The organism is Proteiniborus sp. MB09-C3, from assembly GCF_030263895.1.
GTDB lineage: Bacteria > Bacillota > Clostridia > Tissierellales > Proteiniboraceae > Proteiniborus.
The window spans coordinates 3,151,799-3,174,239 of sequence record NZ_CP127161.1; the positions used below are offsets into that span (position 1 = coordinate 3,151,799).

At 30.7% G+C, this 22,441-nt stretch carries 32 protein-coding genes; all 32 read right to left on the reverse strand.

From position 1 onward, the window contains the following. Nucleotides 1-362 precede the first annotated feature (362 nt). The gene (locus tag QO263_RS15665; protein WP_285623370.1) at nt 363-725 is read right to left on the reverse strand and encodes a DUF6483 family protein; all 363 of its coding nucleotides are present in this window, start codon (nt 723-725) and stop codon (nt 363-365) included. Nucleotides 726-792: 67 nt separating this feature from the next. Further along, nucleotides 793-987, reverse strand: a complete 195-nt coding sequence (locus QO263_RS15670; protein WP_091730609.1) for a DUF4177 domain-containing protein — start codon at nt 985-987, stop codon at nt 793-795. Nucleotides 988-1,025: 38 nt separating this feature from the next. Next, the gene (locus tag QO263_RS15675; RefSeq protein WP_285623373.1) at nt 1,026-1,535 is read right to left on the reverse strand and encodes a GyrI-like domain-containing protein; all 510 of its coding nucleotides are present in this window, start codon (nt 1,533-1,535) and stop codon (nt 1,026-1,028) included. A 286-nt stretch (nt 1,536-1,821) separates the two neighbouring features. Then, a complete protein-coding gene (locus tag QO263_RS15680) occupies nt 1,822-2,277 on the reverse strand; it encodes a GNAT family N-acetyltransferase (RefSeq protein WP_285623375.1) in 456 nt (151 codons plus the stop codon). Then, the gene (locus QO263_RS15685; RefSeq protein WP_285623377.1) at nt 2,249-2,710 is read right to left on the reverse strand and encodes an NUDIX hydrolase; all 462 of its coding nucleotides are present in this window, start codon (nt 2,708-2,710) and stop codon (nt 2,249-2,251) included. The genes QO263_RS15680 and QO263_RS15685 overlap by 29 nt, the downstream gene beginning before the upstream one ends. 36 nt (nt 2,711-2,746) lie before the next feature. After that, complete coding sequence (locus QO263_RS15690; protein WP_285623380.1) at nt 2,747-3,235, reverse strand: GNAT family N-acetyltransferase; 489 nt, start codon at nt 3,233-3,235, stop codon at nt 2,747-2,749. 189 nt (nt 3,236-3,424) lie between these two features. After that, nucleotides 3,425-3,931, reverse strand: a complete 507-nt coding sequence (locus tag QO263_RS15695) for a D-glycero-alpha-D-manno-heptose-1,7-bisphosphate 7-phosphatase (protein ID WP_285623383.1) — start codon at nt 3,929-3,931, stop codon at nt 3,425-3,427. Nucleotides 3,932-4,096: 165 nt separating this feature from the next. Continuing rightward, nucleotides 4,097-4,261, reverse strand: a complete 165-nt coding sequence (locus tag QO263_RS15700) for a hypothetical protein (protein WP_352168932.1) — start codon at nt 4,259-4,261, stop codon at nt 4,097-4,099. Nucleotides 4,262-4,426: 165 nt separating this feature from the next. After that, on the reverse strand, nt 4,427-5,317 hold the full coding sequence (locus QO263_RS15705; protein ID WP_285623386.1) for a hypothetical protein: 891 nt from the start codon (nt 5,315-5,317) through the stop codon (nt 4,427-4,429). A gap of 214 nt (nt 5,318-5,531) precedes the next feature. Beyond that, complete coding sequence (locus tag QO263_RS15710) at nt 5,532-6,263, reverse strand: carbon-nitrogen hydrolase family protein (protein WP_285623388.1); 732 nt, start codon at nt 6,261-6,263, stop codon at nt 5,532-5,534. A 212-nt stretch (nt 6,264-6,475) separates the two neighbouring features. Further along, nucleotides 6,476-6,874, reverse strand: coding sequence for a GNAT family N-acetyltransferase (locus QO263_RS15715; RefSeq protein ID WP_285623391.1), 399 nt, complete (start codon nt 6,872-6,874; stop codon nt 6,476-6,478). A 43-nt stretch (nt 6,875-6,917) separates the two neighbouring features. Further along, nucleotides 6,918-7,805: a GNAT family N-acetyltransferase gene (locus QO263_RS15720; RefSeq protein WP_285623393.1), complete on the reverse strand. Its 888-nt coding sequence runs from the start codon at nt 7,803-7,805 to the stop codon at nt 6,918-6,920. Nucleotides 7,806-7,871: 66 nt separating this feature from the next. Further along, nucleotides 7,872-8,057 carry a hypothetical protein gene (locus QO263_RS15725; RefSeq protein WP_285623396.1) on the reverse strand — a complete coding sequence of 62 codons (186 nt, stop codon included), beginning with the start codon at nt 8,055-8,057 and terminating at the stop codon, nt 7,872-7,874. 138 nt (nt 8,058-8,195) lie between these two features. Continuing rightward, entirely contained in the window at nt 8,196-8,516 is a 321-nt protein-coding gene (locus QO263_RS15730; protein ID WP_285623399.1) for a DUF2651 family protein, read from the reverse strand. A gap of 212 nt (nt 8,517-8,728) precedes the next feature. Then, nucleotides 8,729-9,403, reverse strand: coding sequence for a hypothetical protein (locus QO263_RS15735; protein ID WP_285623402.1), 675 nt, complete (start codon nt 9,401-9,403; stop codon nt 8,729-8,731). An 84-nt stretch (nt 9,404-9,487) separates the two neighbouring features. After that, the gene (locus QO263_RS15740) at nt 9,488-10,111 is read right to left on the reverse strand and encodes an HD domain-containing protein (protein ID WP_285623405.1); all 624 of its coding nucleotides are present in this window, start codon (nt 10,109-10,111) and stop codon (nt 9,488-9,490) included. A gap of 263 nt (nt 10,112-10,374) precedes the next feature. Continuing rightward, nucleotides 10,375-11,226: a 5'-3' exonuclease gene (locus QO263_RS15745; RefSeq protein WP_285623408.1), complete on the reverse strand. Its 852-nt coding sequence runs from the start codon at nt 11,224-11,226 to the stop codon at nt 10,375-10,377. A 93-nt stretch (nt 11,227-11,319) separates the two neighbouring features. Continuing rightward, nucleotides 11,320-11,856, reverse strand: a complete 537-nt coding sequence (locus QO263_RS15750) for a GNAT family N-acetyltransferase (protein WP_285623410.1) — start codon at nt 11,854-11,856, stop codon at nt 11,320-11,322. Between the two features lie 127 nt (nt 11,857-11,983). Next, nucleotides 11,984-12,709: a hypothetical protein gene (locus QO263_RS15755; RefSeq protein ID WP_285623412.1), complete on the reverse strand. Its 726-nt coding sequence runs from the start codon at nt 12,707-12,709 to the stop codon at nt 11,984-11,986. A gap of 37 nt (nt 12,710-12,746) precedes the next feature. After that, nucleotides 12,747-12,887, reverse strand: coding sequence for a histidine phosphatase family protein (locus QO263_RS19065; protein WP_352168936.1), 141 nt, complete (start codon nt 12,885-12,887; stop codon nt 12,747-12,749). 106 nt (nt 12,888-12,993) lie between these two features. Further along, a complete protein-coding gene (locus tag QO263_RS15760) occupies nt 12,994-13,128 on the reverse strand; it encodes a hypothetical protein (protein WP_285623415.1) in 135 nt (44 codons plus the stop codon). Nucleotides 13,129-13,152: 24 nt separating this feature from the next. Then, nucleotides 13,153-13,878, reverse strand: coding sequence for an HAD family hydrolase (locus QO263_RS15765; RefSeq protein WP_285623417.1), 726 nt, complete (start codon nt 13,876-13,878; stop codon nt 13,153-13,155). Between the two features lie 401 nt (nt 13,879-14,279). Continuing rightward, nucleotides 14,280-14,432: a hypothetical protein gene (locus QO263_RS15770; protein WP_285623420.1), complete on the reverse strand. Its 153-nt coding sequence runs from the start codon at nt 14,430-14,432 to the stop codon at nt 14,280-14,282. 151 nt (nt 14,433-14,583) lie between these two features. Continuing rightward, on the reverse strand, nt 14,584-15,321 hold the full coding sequence (locus tag QO263_RS15775) for a GNAT family N-acetyltransferase (protein ID WP_285623423.1): 738 nt from the start codon (nt 15,319-15,321) through the stop codon (nt 14,584-14,586). A 110-nt stretch (nt 15,322-15,431) separates the two neighbouring features. Beyond that, complete coding sequence (locus tag QO263_RS15780; RefSeq protein WP_285623425.1) at nt 15,432-16,250, reverse strand: hypothetical protein; 819 nt, start codon at nt 16,248-16,250, stop codon at nt 15,432-15,434. Nucleotides 16,251-16,481: 231 nt separating this feature from the next. Next, nucleotides 16,482-17,135: a zinc dependent phospholipase C family protein gene (locus QO263_RS15785; RefSeq protein WP_285623428.1), complete on the reverse strand. Its 654-nt coding sequence runs from the start codon at nt 17,133-17,135 to the stop codon at nt 16,482-16,484. Between the two features lie 425 nt (nt 17,136-17,560). After that, a complete protein-coding gene (locus QO263_RS15790) occupies nt 17,561-18,001 on the reverse strand; it encodes a DUF3888 domain-containing protein (RefSeq protein WP_285623432.1) in 441 nt (146 codons plus the stop codon). Between the two features lie 25 nt (nt 18,002-18,026). Next, nucleotides 18,027-18,911, reverse strand: a complete 885-nt coding sequence (locus tag QO263_RS15795) for a hypothetical protein (protein ID WP_285623434.1) — start codon at nt 18,909-18,911, stop codon at nt 18,027-18,029. A 197-nt stretch (nt 18,912-19,108) separates the two neighbouring features. Then, nucleotides 19,109-19,549, reverse strand: a complete 441-nt coding sequence (locus tag QO263_RS15800; protein WP_285623437.1) for a DUF6144 family protein — start codon at nt 19,547-19,549, stop codon at nt 19,109-19,111. A gap of 281 nt (nt 19,550-19,830) precedes the next feature. Further along, nucleotides 19,831-20,322, reverse strand: coding sequence for an NAD(+) diphosphatase (locus QO263_RS15805; protein WP_285623442.1), 492 nt, complete (start codon nt 20,320-20,322; stop codon nt 19,831-19,833). 299 nt (nt 20,323-20,621) lie between these two features. Then, nucleotides 20,622-21,590, reverse strand: a complete 969-nt coding sequence (locus QO263_RS15810) for a phosphotransferase (RefSeq protein WP_285623445.1) — start codon at nt 21,588-21,590, stop codon at nt 20,622-20,624. A 268-nt stretch (nt 21,591-21,858) separates the two neighbouring features. Next, a complete protein-coding gene (locus QO263_RS15815; protein WP_285623448.1) occupies nt 21,859-22,347 on the reverse strand; it encodes an NUDIX domain-containing protein in 489 nt (162 codons plus the stop codon). Nucleotides 22,348-22,441: the final 94 nt, after the last annotated feature.

A 22,441-nucleotide genomic window follows, 5' to 3' on the forward strand; every position in this document is an offset into this window, starting at 1 on the left:
TCTAGAAGAGCTTAAAAGCTTTAGTCTACTTTATTTTAAGAGTTCGCCTTATAGCACACTCCTAATTTTATAATGATTTTTCATTGATATTTCCAGCCATGTTCTTATATACTAATTATATGAAAATATTACCATAGCATCAATATCTGATGCATAGCCTTGTGAAAAATCTCCGTTCATTTATTTTCATAATTATCTCTTAAAATAAGTATAGCACTTAAATTTGACAATAGTATGTCATATTTAAGTGCTATACAATCTTATGTTTTATTTCAGATATAAATAATACTTGGAATTTTAGCAATTTCAAAGTATTGGTTTTATTTATTAATTCAAACTCCTCGTAAATCGCTATAATTAACTCACAATATCAGACCAAACATTCTTGAAATTTCTTCAAGGCCACTTCTGATTTCCTCTCTTGAAAAGTCAGCACTTTCCAGTTGTTCGTCACTTAGCTCATTTAATCTTTTATAGAAATCAACGGCTACCATTAAGTAATTTCTGTCATTGGCTTTGATTCGTTCGTATAATAAATTCTCTGCCTCATTTATTTCTAAAGAATTCAATAGCTCCAATAGTTCTTTATATAATAAGTCTGTCTGAGTATGATTTGTTTCATCTATGATTTCATAATGAACGGTATATTTCTTGAAAAAAAATCTAGCGATTAATTGAATTATATTTTCAATTTGTCTCATAATCCAATCCTTTTGATAAAACATAAAAAGCTTCACCTCATCAAGCATAAAATGCTATATTCAATACTATGTATATTATTTAATAAAAATATTATTTTTTTCTCTTAAATACTGCTATTGCCTCTCTACCATATCCATTAGCTCCATTTGTTGAAAAGCATGAAACTAACTCCCATCCTTGTTCTCCAAGTTTATTTAGCTCATAGTCGAAATCTTCTGTTTCCAATATGCCTCCGCTGAAACCCTTGAGTTTTATTTTGATTGTTGAATACTCCCACCTTTCCATTTAATTTCCTCCTTTACTCTACAAATATAAATATATTATTACTCATCTCTTAAATAGATACAATAATCTAAAATTACTTTTCCATTTTCATCTGGTGTTGTAAAACGTGGACAATTATAGAGTTCAAAGACCCAAGCATTATTTGCAACCTGCCATCCTTCATCATTAATTTTAGATAGACACATGTCATGTGATTCCCGTCCATAAATTTCACCATTATCATCACGACCGTAAATCCAGCAAGTACCTACATCCCCTGAAGGAATATCAACATACATATAGCCCTCTGGAATTGGTGTCTGTTCTGGAAAAAACATTCCTATCCAATATTCAAACTCGTCTGCACACCTCATACAGCCAAGATAGGCATCTCCGTTTTCAGGTAAACTCCCTAGCTCTTCTAAGGTTTTAAAATAGCCTTTTTCAAACCATTCATTCCACTTGCTGCCAAAACTGCCAGATGAGTCTCTGTCCTTATCAGTATATCGCTTCCCAATTAGCCTTAGAGACGGAAATCTTTCCCTATAAACCTTGATAACTTCTACCATTAATAATACCTCCTGTTAAATATTTTTTCATTGACCTTGTTCTACTAATTTTAAGCAATTAAACAAATCTTGAGACTATACAGGGCTTAACCACCCGCAACTACCACAAATCAGCCTTTTCATCTACCTTTCAATTTATATTTTTTAATAGCCTAAATTTGAGACCTTTACTAAGCAGCTTTCTATAAGTTATAGATTTGAGAATTTGAGCTCTTTAACAAGATTTATAATACACTAATAATGTACACTCATGCATAAAATATAAATTGTTTTTAGCTCAGACAATTCAATTGAACTTGTTAAAAAAATAAGTTACATCATCCTCCTGAATACTACTTGTTTTTTCACCACCAGCTTTTTCATATAATGCACAAGCAGCAATATTATGCTTTTGTGTAAATAAGAAGAATCTACAAATGCCTGTCAATTTGCATAGATTCTTTATATCAGTAAGAATTTGAAAACCAATTCCCTGCTTCTGAAATTTTGGAAGTACACCTACTTCATGAATATATAGCATGTTACCTTTATTATCTAGACGATTTAACTCATATCCGTATGCAAAACCAATTATTTGATCCTCCTGAATACATGCAAAAATCCAATTTATTGGATTTGAAAGAAATTGCCTTGCGTTTTCTTCAAAGATAAAATTACTTCGAAAATCATTTTCCATTTGTAAGACAAGTTCTAAATCTGAAAGATGTAGCTTTCTAAATTCTCTTTTCATTTTTTGAGCCATCATATTCCTCCCATGATATATATAATTCCTCAATCTTCTTAAACAGATATGGTTGAATTAAAGGATATGTTAAGCTTTCGGGTATAGTATCAAATAGTTTAATTTCACATATTTCAGAATCTGGCAATTTACCAAGATACCTCACATCGGAATAAAACAATTGTCCAAAGGATTCAGTTTCATCTCTAACCACTGAGTATATACACACTGGAATAATACTAAATTCCTCTGCTCCAGTTTCTTCAGACAATTCTCTTGAAGCTGTAAAATCAATACTTTCATCTTTTTCCCTATGTCCGCCTGGAATTTCCCAGGTTAATCTCTCTTTATGTCTTACAAATATCCATTTACCTTCATACCTTGCCATAATAACTGCAAATTGAAGTTTATTATCTTCTATTGTATTCAGTTCATAGAATTTTACCTTTAGCATATTAATAACTCCTTTAAATTCCATTTTTGTAGTAAATCAATGATGCCTTACATACCTCATTTCAAAATATATTGATTCAATACCATCTTCAATAAAGGTTTCAATTTCACAAAATCCAACCTTTTTTAATAAACCTATTGAGCTGTGATTATTGGAATATGTAAATGCTCCAATTTTTTCTATATCGAACTTATTAAATACTTCTTTTATAAAGGTTTTTGTAGCCTCTGTTGCTATACCCCTGCCCCACAGTCCCTTTTCGAAAATAACAACACTTAGCATCGCCATTTTTTCATTACTTTCATCTATACCATAACACCAAATATCTCCAATATATTTATCTTCAAAATAAATTACTTTACCATAGCTCAAAGCATCTTCTCTCAAAGATTCCTTAAATAGTATTAATGCTTCTTTTAAAGATTCAATACTGAAAGGAAATAATCTTTTTATTTCATCATCTTGAGTCTTCTCCCAAAAAGTCACAACATGATCTTTAGTTCTTGTTTTTAGCATTATGTTCATAAATATCACCCTTTTATCATTGTCTAACATCCTATACTTGAATTGAGCAACTCCTTATATTCAGGTATAAGTCGATTGTTGATTGCCATCATAAGGTCTTAAACAGCCAAAATAAAAATATGCCCTATAACATTTCTCTTGCTATAGATCCCATAGAATTTAGATTCTTATTACATGATATTTTTTACGCTACAGATACCTAACTACATCTATTAGCGAATCTACAAATAATGTCTCTCCTTCTCTATTTCCTATTCCTATACCAAATGTCTTTATTTCTAACTTTTCCCCTAGTTCAACATCACATAATGAATCTCCTACAATAAAACAATCTTTCATATCTATTTCTGGATATTTTTCTAATGCCATTTTTATCAAACCATCTTTTGGTTTCATACAGCTACAATCTGATTTTCTAGAATGAGGACAATAAAATATATCTAATATTTCAATCCCATTATCTTTTATTTTTTCTACAAACTTATTTGTAAAATTTTGATATTGCTCTATAGAAATGATTTGTTCATCTATTAAATACTGATTTGTTATAATAATAATTTCATAACCTTTTCGTTTTATTTCTTTAAGAGCATCTATTGATCCCTGTATAAAATCAGGCTCAGTTACATTTCTCCATAACTCATCCTCATAGTCTTCTATAATTGTCCCATCCCTATCTAAAAATGCTACCTTCAAAAACTTACCTCCTTATTTAGCCATTTCTCTAACTCAAAAAACATATCTGCATATCGTCTAATAGACATTATAGTTTCAGTTACTTGAGTAGTTCCCATCTTCTGCTCTTCTTCGTCCGTACATTCAATCCATAAAGACCTTTTTAAATTATACTCGAGCCATTTTTTATATATTTAGGACTGAAAGAGCATTTTGATATTCTTCTTTAGAAGGATCACCTTTACCATCAACCATAATAAAGTTTATTGGAGGTATTTCAATTAAAACAGGTTTATTCTTTGGCATATAAAGATCTTTGTATTCTTTTTTATAATCTAATTTGTCAGACACATTTATTAACTCCCCTCTCGTAGATAATTCTAATTTTTCTAATAATTTTCACAAATAGCACATAATGTCCTAAGATTACACCTTGATTTGCATTTACGAAAATATATTGTTATCTTTTTCCCAATAATTCTTCTCATGATATAAGGGATGCACAACATATTTTGGTTACCAACTAGGATACAATACACCTGTCCCACTACCTGCAAATGAGCTTTGCTTTCCATCATAGTCAAAAGAAGCAACTTCCTCACGATAAAAAATACCGCCTTTTGTTTTCATCTCTAGCCATACAGTATGTGCTCCTTCTTTTTTACGGTATTCACTTAAATCTACATCGAAGGAAATAGAGCTTAGTTCCTTATTAAACTTTGCATCGGCTTCTGTCAATTGCATTTCTTTACGACCTATCTCAGTATCTGTAGAAATATCTTCAATTACAATTGTTACAGTAGGTGTTTCGTTTAGTAAAAAATATGATTTTTCATCCCGAACATAGACTGTAAGTGTAAGTATTTCCTCATTCTTCTCAGTAGAATTATTTTGATTTCCCCAACGGCTTTCATAGCCTAAGGAAAGTAATTCATCAAGGTAAATTTCTGGTAAGGACTCCTGTCTCATGCCCGCTAGTGATTCAAATGAAATAATAGGGACAATCTTTTGAGTCATTTTAAGTGCAAAGATCGCTGTATAGTCTAAACCATTAGTGGAAACCATCTCTTTCTTTTCATCCCCCAAAGATAAAAATATTATTTCATCAGTACGTTTTTCCTTTGGCACAGCTCTAACTGTAAATGCTAGTTGCTCATTTTTGTATTCGGTTTCTGTTTCCAAGGATGACAGCAGACTTTCACTTTTTTCGATTTTACTTACCAGTTTATTCCCTAAATTACTTATATATTGATTAGTAGTTCTAATCTTATTATTAAAATTAGAATGCATTCTACCTACTTCATTTTGAAGATTTTTTACCTGCTTTTTCAATGACAGCATTGTCCAAATACTCGAAATCATAAATACACATATTATAATTGCCACTATTTTTTTGTTCCTATTCATTTTGCCATCTCCCTATTGCCTAAATTATCCTTTACCTAAATGCTGTGTTCAGTATAGTGACAACACTCATTTGCTATCGAACAGTTACAGAATAAATATCATTCTATACATAACATTATTATTTTTTTATCTACATCATCAAATTCGCCTATGTCATCCTTAATATTACTCCTAATATACCTTTAATCATATGTATTATAATTACAAGATACTACTATACTTCATATTCTAAAACACCAAGGCTACCCATCGGAAGTTCCTTTAATACATGTCCATTTTGAAATACGCAGCATCCTCCCTTAGCTCTACTTTCATCCTCTACATAGCTGTTTATCATCAACACTGGAGCTTGAATTTCTTTTACTTGATGAGCATATTCTTCTCTTTCGCCATTTTCCCACTTGTCTATAGAATAGTCAACATATAATGGCCATAAAACACAATCTGCCTTCAACTCCTTAATCGAATCAATGTGCTCATCATCCCATAAATCTCCACATATGGCTGTTGCAAATCTTTTGCCTTTGTAGTTGAAAAGAGAAAAGCCGTTCCCTTCTTTATAATATCTAAGGTCTGCTATAGGCTCTTTCCAGCCAGGCGATATTCTACGATAATTATCTAATATTTCACCACTGTCAGAAATAACTATATTACTGCTATAGATTATATCTTCTTCTCTCTCAATATATCCAAAAGAAAGGGCAATTTTATGCCTTATTGCAAGCCCTCTTAATGAACTGATAATTTCATCATTTTGGGAGCATGCTTTTAATAAGTCTTGATGATATTCCCAGGATAATCCTTCAAATCCTTGTAAGAAAGACTCTCCAAAGCAAATTAGATCGAATTTCTTCTCACTACACTTAATCAACTGTTTCTTTATTTGATTAAAGTTGTATCCAATGTTTCCATCCTGAAAAACTTCTGAAACTAAACCAATTTTCACAAGATAGCACCTCTCAAAATTTACTAGTTTTACATAACTTGGTAATCGTTCAATCCTTGTTTTTATCAAACACTTCCTAAACTTTATACTAATATTTCTTTTCTTCATAAAACTATGCCTGGCTCACCTTTACACAAGTACATTTCTATAAGAAGTTTCAACATTCTTTTCTCATATTCCTTCACATAATAAGAAAAACATGAAATAATAATTTATTTATACATTTGAATGTACCATGTTTTATAATCATGTTTTTTATAAAAACTGATGATACTATTAATATCTTTCGTTGATGAATAAATTAAAGACCTCTCAATTCCATTTTCTTTTGCTACATCCAGCAATTTATCTAATAAAAGGCTGCCTAAACCTGCGTCTCTGCTCCTTTGTGATACATAAATGTCATCTACCTCATTAATAAATCCCAAAACCTCTTCACAACAATCTTTCATAAAAATAAGCTTTTTATGGCAACTTTCAGAACAATTCCTTCCTGTACATCTCCCAGCAACTTCTATATTTTTTTCTGTCAGAGGTATGATCTCTCCTACATATATTTCTCTTCCGTGGTTTATTACATAAGGCTTTTCTTCAGGATATTGATTGTTCAATAGATTATCCAAGAATTTATCTGATATAGGGCTAAAATACCTTTCATAATTCCTTCTTCATAATAAACAGTTCTCTTATTTCTTTGACTTTTTTATAGCCGTTTTTTTCATATAATGATTTAGGTTGCCAATTATGTTCGTCAGGAAATGATAGTACTTCTATCGATTTATATTTTTTCTCTTTCGCCTCTTTTTCAAGATAATCTATTAGTCTCGTAGCTATACCTTGTCCACTCATTTCTTTACGGACAGAAAGACAAGTAATCATAACATCATTATCATCTTTACTTGATATTGGAAAGCCTAACTTTTTTGATATATCTAATGGAAATGCTTCAATAAAACCAACTGGCATTTCATCATAATATCCAATATATCCAATTAAACTACCCTTATCTAAATTCTCTTTCAAAAAATCGCCCTTCAATTGTTCATACTTAATCCAGTTTTCTGGAAAATATGCTTTTTCATCTAGATATGGATTATATTTCGTACAAATAATACAAGTATCTCTAAGTATTTTTTTCCCATATCTTTTAATTTGAACTCTATTGTTATCACACTGAAATATTTCTTTTTTTATCGTTGTATAATCAAATTTGTAATCTTCTTCTTTAAAAAATATTCCATATTCTTTTAGAGCATTTGATATTGATTTTGGAGATGGTGGAAAACCTTCAATTTGATTTCCTTGAATGAATAATTCCCCATAAAGAAGTGGATATGTTCCGTTTCCATTAACACTTTTTATTATTTCTTCTTCACTAGGAAACCATGGATGTGACGATTCGAATTTACAATCAAATACATTAAAGGATTCAAAATCAACCTGTTCTTTATAATTTGAAAACAAATTATAAAGACGATCTAATGAAGCAAATGCTTCTGGACAAATTGGAGTATAAAAATATCTTATTATAATTTTTTTCACTATAAATCACCTCTTTACTATATGGTTTATTTTAGATAACTTATCGGTATTTGAGACATCACTGAATCAGCCCCATTCACCTGCGCCAATACCGACATTACATACTTTTATATTTTTAATGCATCTGAAATTATCCTCATAAAACTTTCTGAATAAATATTCGATGTATATACTCTCTTTTGATAAATTCCATGGACCTGCTTCTGGCCCATATATAGAACCGTATATTTTTAATAATTGATCTTTATCCATGCTTTTCCCCCATCTTTTAGTATTTTAAACTTCACATGGCATCCAACATCTCCAATATATCCTTGAACTAAGCTAAAGACCTTAGATATCTTATATCTACGTTTGTAAAAATGTCTGGAAGATACCATTTCGATCTGCTCATTTAGCACGTTTTACGGCATAATTCCCTATAAAACTGCCAAATAAAGCAACTACTCCATATCCAATGCTATAAACCCAAGCACTGGAATTATAGAATATTAAAATAGACGGCAGAAATAAAAATGCTACTATTACAGAATAAAAAATGCTAAAGGGTCTTTTAATTCCATAAATAAATGAGCATATGAAACAAATTAAAGGGATGATAATTAACAACATAAGCATTGCTATTCCTGTATCTTTAATCAACAATGGTAATAGATAAAAATCTAAAATGATTGCAATTAAAAAAGGTATCATTGCTTTTATCTTCTCCAAAACTTCAACCTCCTCAAAATATAAATACTCTCTGTTTGTAGGATTAGTTGCAATGTCACACAACACCTACGCATTTATGGTGTCCCTGAGCTAGTCTTCAAAGATAGAACTCTTGACAATTTTTTGCTCTTGGTGGAGGAATGTGATGCACATCTCCCTAGGATTGCGCCCTCACGCACCTTTATATATTATATACATTACTATGCGTAGTTTTAAAAACTTCCTTTCTTCCTAAAAAGCTTTTTCTGCTTCCCTATCTCTTCAATTATTTTTGTTGTGCTAACGACATAATTATCCATTTCTTCTTTGGTAAGATATTCAAACTCTCTATTAAAGTCTGGTTTTTCATTTAAATAGTAATCTCTTATATATTTTGTCTGCTTTTCAATTGCACCCTTTGGAAAGTAATCTAAGTAATCAGGCACATCTTGTATATGTATAAATTTCTTGAAAAACACTGATTCTAAATTTTCATTAAGATATTTGAAATCAAGCCCATACCAATCTTCTTTGACAGTCCAGATAAAACTTGGGTCATTTTCAAGTCTCTCCTTGTAAATCAAATTTTCTTTCAATCTCTTCACAATTTTATCCCACTCAATGTCAGCTATGAGATGAAAATAATATCCTATAAGAAATGAATTTCTTTCTCTATTATCAGATAGCTTATCATCTCTAATGTACTCCTCATAAAATGCATCGGCATTAATTTTACCCTCTTCATCTTTCCAATGAGTTATTTTTTTAGGTGGGTCAAATTGACTCCAATCTTCGTTTGGCACACCAGAATCTGGTCCAATGTTACCTACTAAAAAAGGTTCAACTTCAAACTTGTATTTTTTCAATATATTTTCTGCAACTCTTAAATGAGCAATCCATGTTGCCATTATCCATTCCTCCATTTTTTATGATTCCATCTGAGAAAAAAATCTAATTTTAAATAATTACGTATAATGAACCTGCATTTATATTTAAGCTATCCCCAAGTCAAATGATAAATGCTTTATGAATTCTTTAGTGAGTTTTTGCTTTTCCTTCCAAAACTCTTTTGCTTTAGCTGTAACCATTGGATTAGTTCTCATAATTTTATCTGAAAAATTCTTTATGTGTTCATATGTCTTCTCAAAACTTTGTATTTGTTCTGAGCCTTCCATCATACAATCCCAAACAATTGCTAATGCTCCCGTTTCATCAAGTAAATCAGCTTCCATTAGTATAATTAATTCTTTTGGCGTATCCTTTATATACATTAAATCTTTTTTAGAGTGATTTCTAATTAGATATGTAACAATATCTACAAATTCAATACTAAATCCATTTTCTATCAAATAATCTTTACATATCTTTGCACTATTCTCAGCATGATGGCTATTATCTTTGTCAATTCCATATCCAACATCGTGGAATATCGCCGATACAAGTACAGCTTCCTTATTTATATTATCTACTTCCGACATTAACCTTTTTGTCCATAAAAATACACGCCAAATATGCTCTGAACGTTTACGAAAAGGAAACTTGCCAACTTTACTACAATCCTCACCACCACTAAATTCCAACCTATCTTTAACAAAATCTAGCATAGACTTATACATATTTATTCACATCCTTGCTTAATTTAAATTTCATTAGCTTGTCTCTATTACCAGAGAAGGTTTATCATTCTAGCTCCCACATATTTGCAACCTCCCTAAGCTAAACCACAAGCGGAGTCTTTCTACCAACTAAGGGATGTGATGCTCAATTTTCTAAGATTACGCCTAAATGCATCTTTATGCAAATACACTTCCAAATACCACTATCCAAGACTCATATTTTGCATTGTAAATACTTTATTCTATTTCATATACTGATTTTTCTAAAGCACACCAGTATCTTTAAGAATTTTCATAGTTGTAAACTTTTCATTATTATAGTCATATGTAGTATCATCAATGAAAAAAGGTAAAGGAGCGTTTCCAGTTAATTTGATCAAATCTAAATTGGCTCTTACTCTTGTAATGTTTTCGTTAAGTGTTGCTTTTATTGATGGCAATTGTATATTTGCTAAGTTTTCTAGAATATTATGCACACCACCATACTGGTTAATTAGTTTTATTGCCGTTTTAGTTCCAACTTTGGGGACTCCTTTTAAATTATCAGACTTATCACCAATAAAAGCTTTGTAATCTGCAAATAAGGCTGGCTTAACTCCATATCGTTCAAATACTTTTTCTTCATCGTATATGATCGTATTTTTACCACGATAAACATATAAAGATACATTTCTATCAATAAGCTGTAAAAAATCAGTATCATTCGAAACAATAAATATCTTCATTTTTTCTCTATACATTTTTACATAACTTGCAATAATGTCATCTGCCTCAAAACCATTAGTCGTTTCAAAATACCTTATATTTATGTACTCCAAAGATTTCATTATATCTTCTAATTGTGAAAAAGGATTATTAATTTCTTCAATATCCGTGTAATCCATTCTATTAGCTTTATATTCTGGATTAATTTCCGCACGGTTGCTACCACTTTCGCCATCGAAAATAACAACAATATTGGATGGTTCAATATTTTTTATTATTTTTAATAATGCCCCAAGAAAACCTACTATTGCATGAATAGGCTTGTTATCTTTACCCAGTATTCTTGCAGGCATCCCATAAAACATTTGAAACAGTAGATTGTGGCCATCTACTAATAATAATTTTCCCATATATAGTCTCACCTCCGTTAGTTTTAAAATTGCATATTTTACAACTACCGTCATGTTAATTCACAAAATATAAATATTGATGTGAAAAATATATTAATCAATATTCAGTCCCATAGATATAGAATCATAAAACCTGTTATTAATGAAAAAATCTCTGGTTATAACTCCTTCTTCTTTAAATCCAAGTTTTTTATACAAATGAATTGCTGAAAAGTTGTCACTTCTAACTCTTAAATTAATTTTTCTTATTATTCTTGATTGTTTGCACCACTCAATCATGTATTTAATAAGCTGAGCTCCTATACCTTGTCCCCAGTAATCTTTTAATACACTAACCCCAAATTCTCCGGTGTGTACTATTCTCGGTCTTGCACCTCCTGAAAAATTTAGGTTTCCAACAACTTTTCCTTTTGTTTCTGCAATAATGAATAGCGCATTATTTTGTTTTGAAATGTTATCAATAAAATATTCTTCCTGTTCAATAGTTTTATCGAATTCTCCTTGTCCAAATGTTAAATAATCTGATTCTTCACTAACCATATCAATATAATTTAATACTGCTCCTGCGTCAGATTTATTTGCTTTTCTAATTATTACTGTATCTCCATTCTTTAATTCAAATTGTTTCATTCTGTCCCTCCAAAATATGTTATCATCATTTCCTATAATGTCTCAAAGATTAGCGATGTCGGACTTTCTTTAAATTGCTTCTCTCCAATGTCACTAAAGTTCTATTAGATGAAGCTGCTTTTTCACTTCACTTAAAAGTCTTCATTTCTAGTCTCCTCTCAATTATCTCAAAAATATCTTTACTGATACTGATATTATTTAGATACTTAATAAACTTCAATTCTGCTTCATCAAAAGATATTCCAAATGACTCTTGAAAGCAAAGGTTAAAGTCTTCGCCTAAATTCTTGTAAAACTCTTTGTATGTTCCTATTCTAAAAACAGATATCATATATTCAGTAAATGCTCCTGACAAAGAGTATGTAATAATATAGCTATACTTATGAAAATTTGAATTCTCTATTAAGTCACAAAGTCTAGGCAACTTATTTTTTTCTAGGAAATAAACTACCCAAGCAAAATTGGATATGCCCCACCAAGTTTTGTCAAAAAACATTGCTAGACCTTCTCGAATAAAATTTTGAGGTGGTTTTGCTAAAGTATTATATGAAATGATATGAGCATCTTCATGATACCCGATGCATTTAATATCTTTATTGTAAACTGCATAGATTTCATCTGGCATTCTCGCAAAACCGTTACCCGGTTCATTATCTCCATAAAATTCACCTACTTCAACGGGCGAATTGCAAAGATAGTAGTTTAACTTCTTATCTAATTTAACATCTAAAACTTCACATATATACTCAAAACAATTTTCTTGTGTCTCAATAATTCGAATTATATCTTGTTCAGCATGAGATCCTCCATGATAATGAAAAATATAATGCTCTGATTCTCTTATATTCCACATATGTACTCCCCCTTACCACCAGTATAAACAACCTTTGCTAATATAGAAAATTGATGTGTTTGGGCGACCCTAGTGCTTGTTTTAATCCAACTTCAGTTAAATCAGCATCGGGATACCCCTCAAGATTGAAAACACGATCTTTTTTAGTTTCTCCATGCCTAATAAGATATATATTCATTTTTCACTCACCTGCTATAATTTAGATTAATGCTCAAAATTTCGGATTAACTTCCAATAGCTTATTACATAGATCTATATTTCCATTAACCTCCAATCTTCTAACTTTATTTAGAATTTGCATATGTTGCTATATAGAAAAAATACTTATGAAAATATGTATCTACAAATCTGAATGAAGGCATATTGTTATTTGTAGCTGCTGATGCAAATCGATAATCACTTGCAAATAATTCGTTCATAATATTTAAACTTCTTTATTTACATTACAACAAATCTATCAATTCTTTCAACTTAAATATTTCATTATCAGGTTTAATGTCAGTATCATTTAATTTAAAATTCTTATTGAACCATATTCCAGTTAAACCTAGCTTTTGTGCTGGTTCAATGTCACTTTGGAGATTATCTCCTACCATTATGGCATCTTCTGGACTAACTTTCATTCTATCCAAAGCAATTTCAAATAATTGTTCCTTTGGTTTACATATTTTTAGGTAATAACTAAATGTAAATATGTCTATATACTTAGCTAATTCAACTTTTTTAAAACAATTAATCATGACCTCATCATAAAGTCTTGAATTTGAAATAACACCAATTCTATATCCTTTTTGTCTAATATTTTCTAATGTTTGGTGAAGATTTTCTTCAATCCAAACATTATTCCTATATTCTGTATAAAAAATATCTAGTGCTTTTATACACATATCTAGATCTAGTTCTACATCATATTTTTTTAAAAAGCTATTTAAATAGTCCTCTACTGCATATTCAGTATGATGAATTTTTCTTAAAGGCATAGCTTTTTGCCACTCATCAAAAAAATGTTTTTTCACATTGTTAAATTCAATTTGGCAGCTATATTGCTTAAGAAAACTTGTGAGGTAACTTATTCCAATAACATCCTTTTCTTCATCAGTTTTTCCAAAATGAAAATGTAATAATGTGTTACCCATATCGAAAAAAATTGCTTTTGAGCTTTTTACCATCATTTCCTCCAAACATTTTTTTATAGTTAGTACAATATTGGTCAAAAATTTCATCTAACACTTAGAATTTGCGATATCAAGACACTTTAGCCATACTTAGATTAGTGTCGCAGATATAGCTTGCTGTCTCTTTAAGCTAAATGTCACGTAACATACATGTATTTGTAATATATTTGGACTGAACCCTATAGATATACCCCGTTTTGCCACCAGCGAAGGAATGTATTATACATAGTCCTAAGATTGTGCATAATGTACCTTTGCGTAAATGTATTATCCTTTATTCATTAAAATGTCTTCATCAACTCGTCTATGCTTCTAAATTTAGAATTTTTAGTAGTAAAGAAAATGATGTCCCATAATCTTCTGAGCACAACCCTAGCTTTATTTTTACTAATGCTTTACAATGAAGTAAAATGATTTAAGTAAAATTCATAATCAATAAATTCCATTCCTTGATATATTACTGTCGGTATATTTTCTATTACTATTTGATTATTAATTATTTCATGTAGATACAAATCATTTCTAATTTCAAAGTTTTCAGAAGTCAACTCATTTCTTCTAAATTGATATACTTTCTTAGGTGATGCAATAGACTGAAATACAGTGGTGCACTTTGCCCTAAAAGTTCATTCTAGTGCGCCTTTATGCAAATGTACGTTATCTAATTATGCAACATGCTTTTAAACAATATCTAAGAATCTATAATTTTATAGAAACAACGATTTCCTTAGCTCTAATTTCAAACCCTAAATTCTTGGCTAAATTTATTGAAGCAGTATTTTCTGAATCCACCCAATATATAGGAAGAATATTATTATTAATACACCATTTTACTGCTTCACTCACAACTGCCTTTCCAAATCCTTTATTTCTATAATTCGAATCAGTCCATACAGCAATGTTCCCACCACCAAAATCTATATCCGAAATTTTACATGCAGATACAATTTTTTTACCCTCAAGTACGACAAATTTTCTACCCTCTAGGATTTCACCTTTTTTTCTTTCCCAAATTTCCATTTTCTTTGCTTCCTCTATATTTTCTAAGTCATTCATGAAAATTTCCTTTGTTAATTTTAAAACAGATGAATTTAATGAATCCCATATACCATAGTCTACACTAGGAATTAATCTATACATTTTTCTCAAACTAAAACTTTCTAATATATCACTGAAAAAAGTGTTAAGTATTTCAATAATCTCATCTACATTTTCAGTAGCTTGTCCTTTAATAAGGTCAAGTAAATTATTATAATATTGAGGAGCTACTGAAAAAATTAGTTTCCCATCTATATGTGTTGATATCAAGTATTGTACAAATTGACCATTTAAAGATTTATTTCTTTGATTAGAACTAAATACCCTTTTACCTATTTCAAGTTCCCTTTTATCTATACCTAGATACTTATAGTAATAGTTTTGAAATGTTGAGTTCAATTGAAATCTTCTCCTTTCACCATTCTAAAATTCTTGCTCTAAAATTGCACTTTCAGATAGGAAATGAAAATTTCTTTCATCAAAATAACACTTTATATAGAAGAAATAACTCATTTTGTATTGCTCATTAAAGGAACGTAATCAATTCCTTTTCCCTCACGATAATCGTTCCATTCTCTAAAAGCTTTTCTCATGTACTCCTCTTCATCTTGAGTAATGTCAGTAGGCAAATATCTCCATTTAACACATAAGTCAAGTAATCTTTGAAATCGATAATCTGTAACTTCTTTGTACATATTATCAGCTATTTTAAGCTTGCTTGAGCAACTCATGCCAGTTTCAAAGAAAAAATCTAGCATTGCACGTATAATTACAGTTTGTACAATAATTCTTATCGTTGGGTTTTCACAAGTTTTTAAATATTGGACATACCAATCTGGTTTTTCTTCTTTTAATAATTCATTCCATTTTCCAGAAATATTCTTAAATAAAATTATATCTTCACGTGTAGGATTATCTATCTTTTCAATAATATTTTCTCCGAATATAGTGATGCCAGAATCTTTTATTCTCATGATTTCTATTGGTAATTCCATTAAATCTTTATTTTCTAAATTTAAATCAAAATCTGTACTATACGGTATAAATAAATCGCTGTAACGATAAATACATCTTGATATTGGGATGTCGTTATTTGTTTCTTGTTCAGTCTTAGTGATTGTTTTAAACACTATATCACGTGAATTAGATGGAGCATTATCTGAAAGAACATGAATTAAATCTATGTCACTACCAGCATTTCCTGTATAGCTATTATCTGATAAGCTACCTACAAGTATCACTGAAATAAAAATGCTATTATTTAATGAAGATATGTTTTTTAGATGGTGATTTATTATTTCCTTCGCTCTTTCCAAGCTTTTATTCATTTTCTATTCCCCCAAGTTAGTATAATTACTCCTGTTCACAAGTTTATATTATTCTGTATTATTTATTTTTTAAAACAAAACTCTCAAAAATAGGTCCGCTATTCCCATTTTCTATAACATTTCGAATGTTCACAACGTTCATCTGTTCTTATTAAGTTGGAATGCTGATGAATGTTGAGGACATCCTGTTATGAGACGTTATACACAGATAGCACATTATAAAAATTATATTTAAATACTTACAAAGTATTTGTCCGGTTTAATATGATTTTCCATCCCTTTGAAGGCAGCTATTTCATTTATGCAAGTTTTAATACTTACATCAATAAATTCAAGAATACTATCAAAAGGATATATCTCTAAATCTGATATATCAAACCTTTCTTCACTAGAAAGCTCCATCCTTAATTCCTTGAGCAAGCCACTTAACTTTTGCTCCTTTACTTCTTCAATCCCAATATCTCTTATCTCAATAATACGATATAATAAATCATATCTATCTCTCAAGATACTATTTAATTTTCGATAATCATTATAACCCTTTTTATAATATATATTGCGTTCAGATTTCGGGATTTTCCTAACATAACGATCTGCCATTAGGCAAAACCATATAGCGTCCATAATTAAATGGCAGTAGTATCCTAAATATAGATCATCAACTTTCATTTGTTCATAATACTGAGTTTCAAACTTACTCCAATTGATTCCTTTCAATTGTTTTTCGTAAATATAGTCCCAATAATGTGAGGTATTGTAGCTCCCATCATCATGTGAAGACATATCCGGCGCTAATGACCCAATCAAAAATCTATTTTCATCTTTTATCTGTATCTTCTTAATTATTTCTTCTGCGATTAAATAATGTAACACTTTAGACGCCAATACTTTCACCCCACTGTAATCTAATAATCTTTAATTCACATTTTTTTTCTGATATGTCTTAGCAGATACTTCAATATCAGCTAATGGTAAAAAGATACATCCCCTTACGACCAAATTCACTTAATGTTCATGTATTTGTGACATCTCTGAACCGGGTCTCAAATATAGACCCCATAGTGAAGCTTTGCTTCCAACGAAGGGATGAGGTATAAAGCTTGTACCACATACACCCATACACAAATATCAGTGATAGTCAATCCTCTATGTCATAGATCCTTCAATTGTACTGATTAATAGTTCGTATATCATTCGTGCATAATTTTTGCATGTATTCGTCATGTTTATTAAATGATTACTAATAATATCTCTATTATAATAAGGTTATACTACCCCTGCATTGATTATTTGTACTTCCTATTGACGTACTAATCATCTTTATGTGTAAAATCAATAACTTTAACCTCTTTACCATTTAGTTGAAAAGTTATAGTTTCTATGCTATAAGCAGGGTTATGAGCCCCTACGAATGTCTCTACTTGCATTTTTAGTATATGGTCAAATACTATTGGTTCTATAGAAATAATCTGTGCATTCATGTACTGCCTAGGTTCTCCATAATACTTGGTAATTTCCTCCTTGATATAGGGATGTAATAGTAAAAATAGGATACGTTCCTTGTAATAACATTTTTGTTCATCTGATAACTCTTCCCATAAGCATTCTCCACTGACATTATTTTGGTTCGATATTTTTTTGCTGTTTATTTTTGGAGATGTAAACCGGAATATAAGAAATAGGGTACTTACACATATTATTACTATAAAAACAATGATTATTGGTTTTTTCCAACAATAGATCTTTTCCATAAACTCACCTCTATAATTTATATGCTTAATTAGGTGAATTTATCTTATATAAAATAATTCTATTAGCAGCGTTAATCAAACATAATAGTTTCTCTAATCTGTAGGTAATGTCCGTGATTCTAGACTCTTTGTTTTTCCATGAGTCCGATAACGGAAAGTAAATATAATCTTTTACACTGCTACCCATATCCCATGTCCCATTTTCATTCCTATTGTTTCTAACCCATTCTTCAACGTATTTTAACTTGTGGTTATTGTGTTTATACATAGTCATTAATTCTACGGACGCAAGAAAACGACTTGCTGTTTTAGAATTAAATTCTGCAGGAAGATTGTATAAAGATTTATTATATCCTAAATAATATATACCATTTTCATGTTTCATTATATAGTCAAATACAAGACCCTCCACTTCTTGGCTAAGTCTATCAGCTATGAGAGATACCTGATAAAAGGAAACAAAGTCAATTAATCTACCCCCCTGTGCTTTTTGTGAAAATACCTGCTTATATGCCTCAAGATAATCATAATGAGAATATTCACCAGTTCTGAATGCAGATGAAATAATCCAAGCCCATATATCAGCAATATGATTTGCTTCAATATCATCGTTAGTAAATCTTCGTATCCATGTTGAAAGCATTAATTGTGTGAATATATCCCAATCATGAATTTTTTCACGTCTATCAGGCATTTGTTTTTTACCAACCATGCAATCATGCATATATTCAACAGCTTTTTCAATACATCTATCCTTAATAGTATATCCTAAAATTTGCAGCCGTCTTAATGCTTGTTCGGTAGTAATAGGATTTTTATTAGGTTCTGATAATGTGTGAAAATATCCCCACGAACCATCTTCTCGTTGTAATCCAATGATTTCATTTGCCCATCTTGTTTCTTTATACATTATTTTCACCTTCTCAAAGTATGTATTACCTATGCTTCAACTTATATTTGAATAGATTTCTCTATTCTTTAAAGATTGCACCCTAGTGCACCTTTACACAAATACTAGGAAATAATAAAGTCCAAAGCTTTAATTGATAAAAAAATATAGAATACACATTTATTTATCTTAAGATATGCTAAGAATAAAAAACTATATCAGATGCTTATTTTGAAAATACAGTCTTTTCCGCCACTAGCTATAGTTTCTTGAATTTCAGATGAAACAGCTTTATCACAAATCATACTAAATGTTTTTATAACATGACCATTACAACATTCACACCATGTTTTTGATATAGGCTCATATTCTTCTAATTTGCGAAACATTCCACATACGCATTTACCCAATCCAAATGAGACGTTAAGGATACCTTCATCTTTTTTTACATATCCTGGAGTAAGAAATTTTGAATATTCAGCACAGAATTCATCAAGATTATTGCATTTCTCCTTTAACCTGTTAATTTCGACAATCTGCTGTTTAGATGGATTACATGTATGTTTCTGTCTTACTCTAACAATAGTATCTTTATCAAGTAACTCGTCCATCCTATCCATTATTGCTTTTCCCAGCTGTGCCTGTTCATGAGCAGGCATTTTATCTGGTAGTGTGGAACAGCTTTATAGCCATGTCCTCCCCTAGTACCTCCTTTATACTTATGTATATCTGGTGAAACTTATAAATAGCCATTAATATCACTCCAATCATTTTCATTTATATGTAATGACAGACGCACTAACATCCCAATATTCGCGGCATCCCCAAACTAGACCTTAGAGCATTACTCCTTTCAGCAAAAGGATTGCACAATACCCTAGATTGCGCCCCAGTACACCCTTGCGCAGACACATGTTATCTGAAGTAAAACACAGCCAAATCATTTCATGCTTTTGATTGACTCAAATAATTGCCTAGCTATACTTCCACTACGTAATAATTCCTTGGCTCTTTCGAAACTATACCATTCAACCTGGTCAATTTCCTTCGACTTATTGAATTTTCTCTTTTTCACTTCACATATAAAGCCAACCATCAACAATTCTTTCTTCTCATGATAGTAACTAGCTAAATATTCTACTTTTTCAACTTTCTGGCCTGTTTCTTCCTCAACTTCTCTTATTACTGCTTCTTCCAATGTTTCTCCCTTCTTAATATATCCAGCAACAAGACCCCAATAAATTTTTGATACACGTTCTTGCTTTAATAAAGCAATTTCACCATATTCGTTTATTACAGCAGATATTATGCATTGCCCAAACCAGTCAAAGTATGGAACATCACATTTGTTGCAAAACGGCATTAGCCCTTCATCGCCAATTTCTCTTAATCCTAATTTTTCTCCGCACTGTGGACAATAATTAAATTTCATCCTTAATTCCCCCAATATCTTTTCAGTCATATACTATTACTATTATTTATTTCAAATAACATCCCTGAGCTAGACCCTAGATATATACCCATGAAGGGATGTGGTGCTGACTTTCCATACCAACGTTCCTCTAAGCCCTTTGTGTGAACACGTTGTTAGATGTTGAAGTGATATCACTCTACAGTGTCTTTCTAAACTGTTTTTTAATGGAAAGAATCTTTTCAACCTTTAATTTTTTCTCATACCCACATGATGTTAAAATCATTTAACAAATAACCTTCTTTATATTTCGTGTTCTCTCATTTTGCGTTTAATAAGTCATCCATTTCAAACCAATGGTCTGTAATCCATAATATTTCATCTCTGTACAGTGTAGCTTTACAAAAGTCCATTGTAAAACATTCAGATTGCACCCACCATAATATTTCTATGCACCACGAAATCCGCAAAGCATCTGTAACATTTGATAATGTCAACGGTAAGTGCTGCGAATATCCTTTTATGAATGCATTGATTTTTTCAATATCAAGTTGATTATCATTTAAGGCAAAAGATAGAATTGCTCTACCAATATCATGCCAAACAAAGCTATAACAGTTTCGATCAAAATCAATAATTGCCGATACACCATTTTTATCAAATAATATGTTGTCAGGTGTGAAATCTTCGTGAGTAACCCCTTTAGGAATCTTATCAAAAAAATCTTCCTTAAGCTGCCTTAATATGGGTTCTTGTGCAAGTACAGCTTGTTGATATTCAAGAGGCATATCTAAAGAAATATTTTTCTTACGGTTATTATAGTTATCCCATAATGAGTTAATTATCTGTTTGCCGTCTATTGGAAATCCTTTAACCGTATTTTCTTGCAGCTTAGAAAAAGCTTTATGCATTAATGCACACTCACTACCAAGGCTCTGCATTTGGGTTATTGATATAGTTTTACTTGTTTCGTTTTTACCCAAGCAGTAATCCATAACCATATACATTGTTTCGTCATTTAAGATACGAATCACTTTATTATCATATTGATAAATATATGGACATATTATACCGTATTTTCTAAGGATTAATTGTCGTTGCAAAGCTGATTCAATAGAATTTATCTGATTTCTACTAAACCTCTTGTTACTATATTGCTTAACGAGTAATTGACCATTTTCAGTAGTAATCTTCCATAGCTTGTTCAACCAACCACCTGCAATAGGAGTTACGCTATTGCAAGTTATCTTATAACTGTTTTTTAAATCAGTTAATATACTTTTATCCATATAATCACCATCCATAAAAACAAAATATAAATAATCTACAATAGCTAAGTATCAATTCCTAACAGAATTAACACTTTAAGTACGTTTATTTTGACCTCAAAGCTATTCTCTGAAATGATATCACTTTTTCATCTAACGTTCCCGTATTTGCAACGTCCCTGAGCTGGACCACAGAGATATATCCCTTGGTGGAGCTTTGTTCATATACAATAATTTCATGCATAACAAAAGTGTATTGCTAAATATTATAAGCTAATATACCTTTTGGTTATTCCTTACTTAAGGGCTCTTCAATGAACAATGGTGAAAAACTATTTGTCTTTATATATTCCATAAGTTGATCGTGTATATAAGGAACATAATTAATGTCTTCTAAACCTGAAATAGGTACCCATTTTGATTCACTAGATATCTCTGGATTATCGGGATTTATATCTGGGACAGATGGAGGTTTTATTTTATCATCCCCGTTTAAAAAGCAACGAAAAACAAGACTGATTTGCGGCGTTTTCCCATAAGTAAAATTGCAATTATTTGGCTCATATTCAAGAACAAATATTAAATCTCCAACAGTAACATTTAAGCCTGATTCCTCATATATTTCTCTAATCACAGCTTGTCTAACAGTTTCTCCGGATTCCACACCACCCCCTGGTATATTATAATACTTGCCCCCACCAAACTCATTTAATAAAATCTTATCCTCATTAATAACAATGCCACGTGCACTGACCCTAATATGAAAACTCGTACTCATATTTTTTCCCTTTCTTTGAATTTTTAAGTTTTTTTTAACTAGAAAAATGATACGAACTAAACAAAACTATGGTAATATAAAAGAACTAAATTTA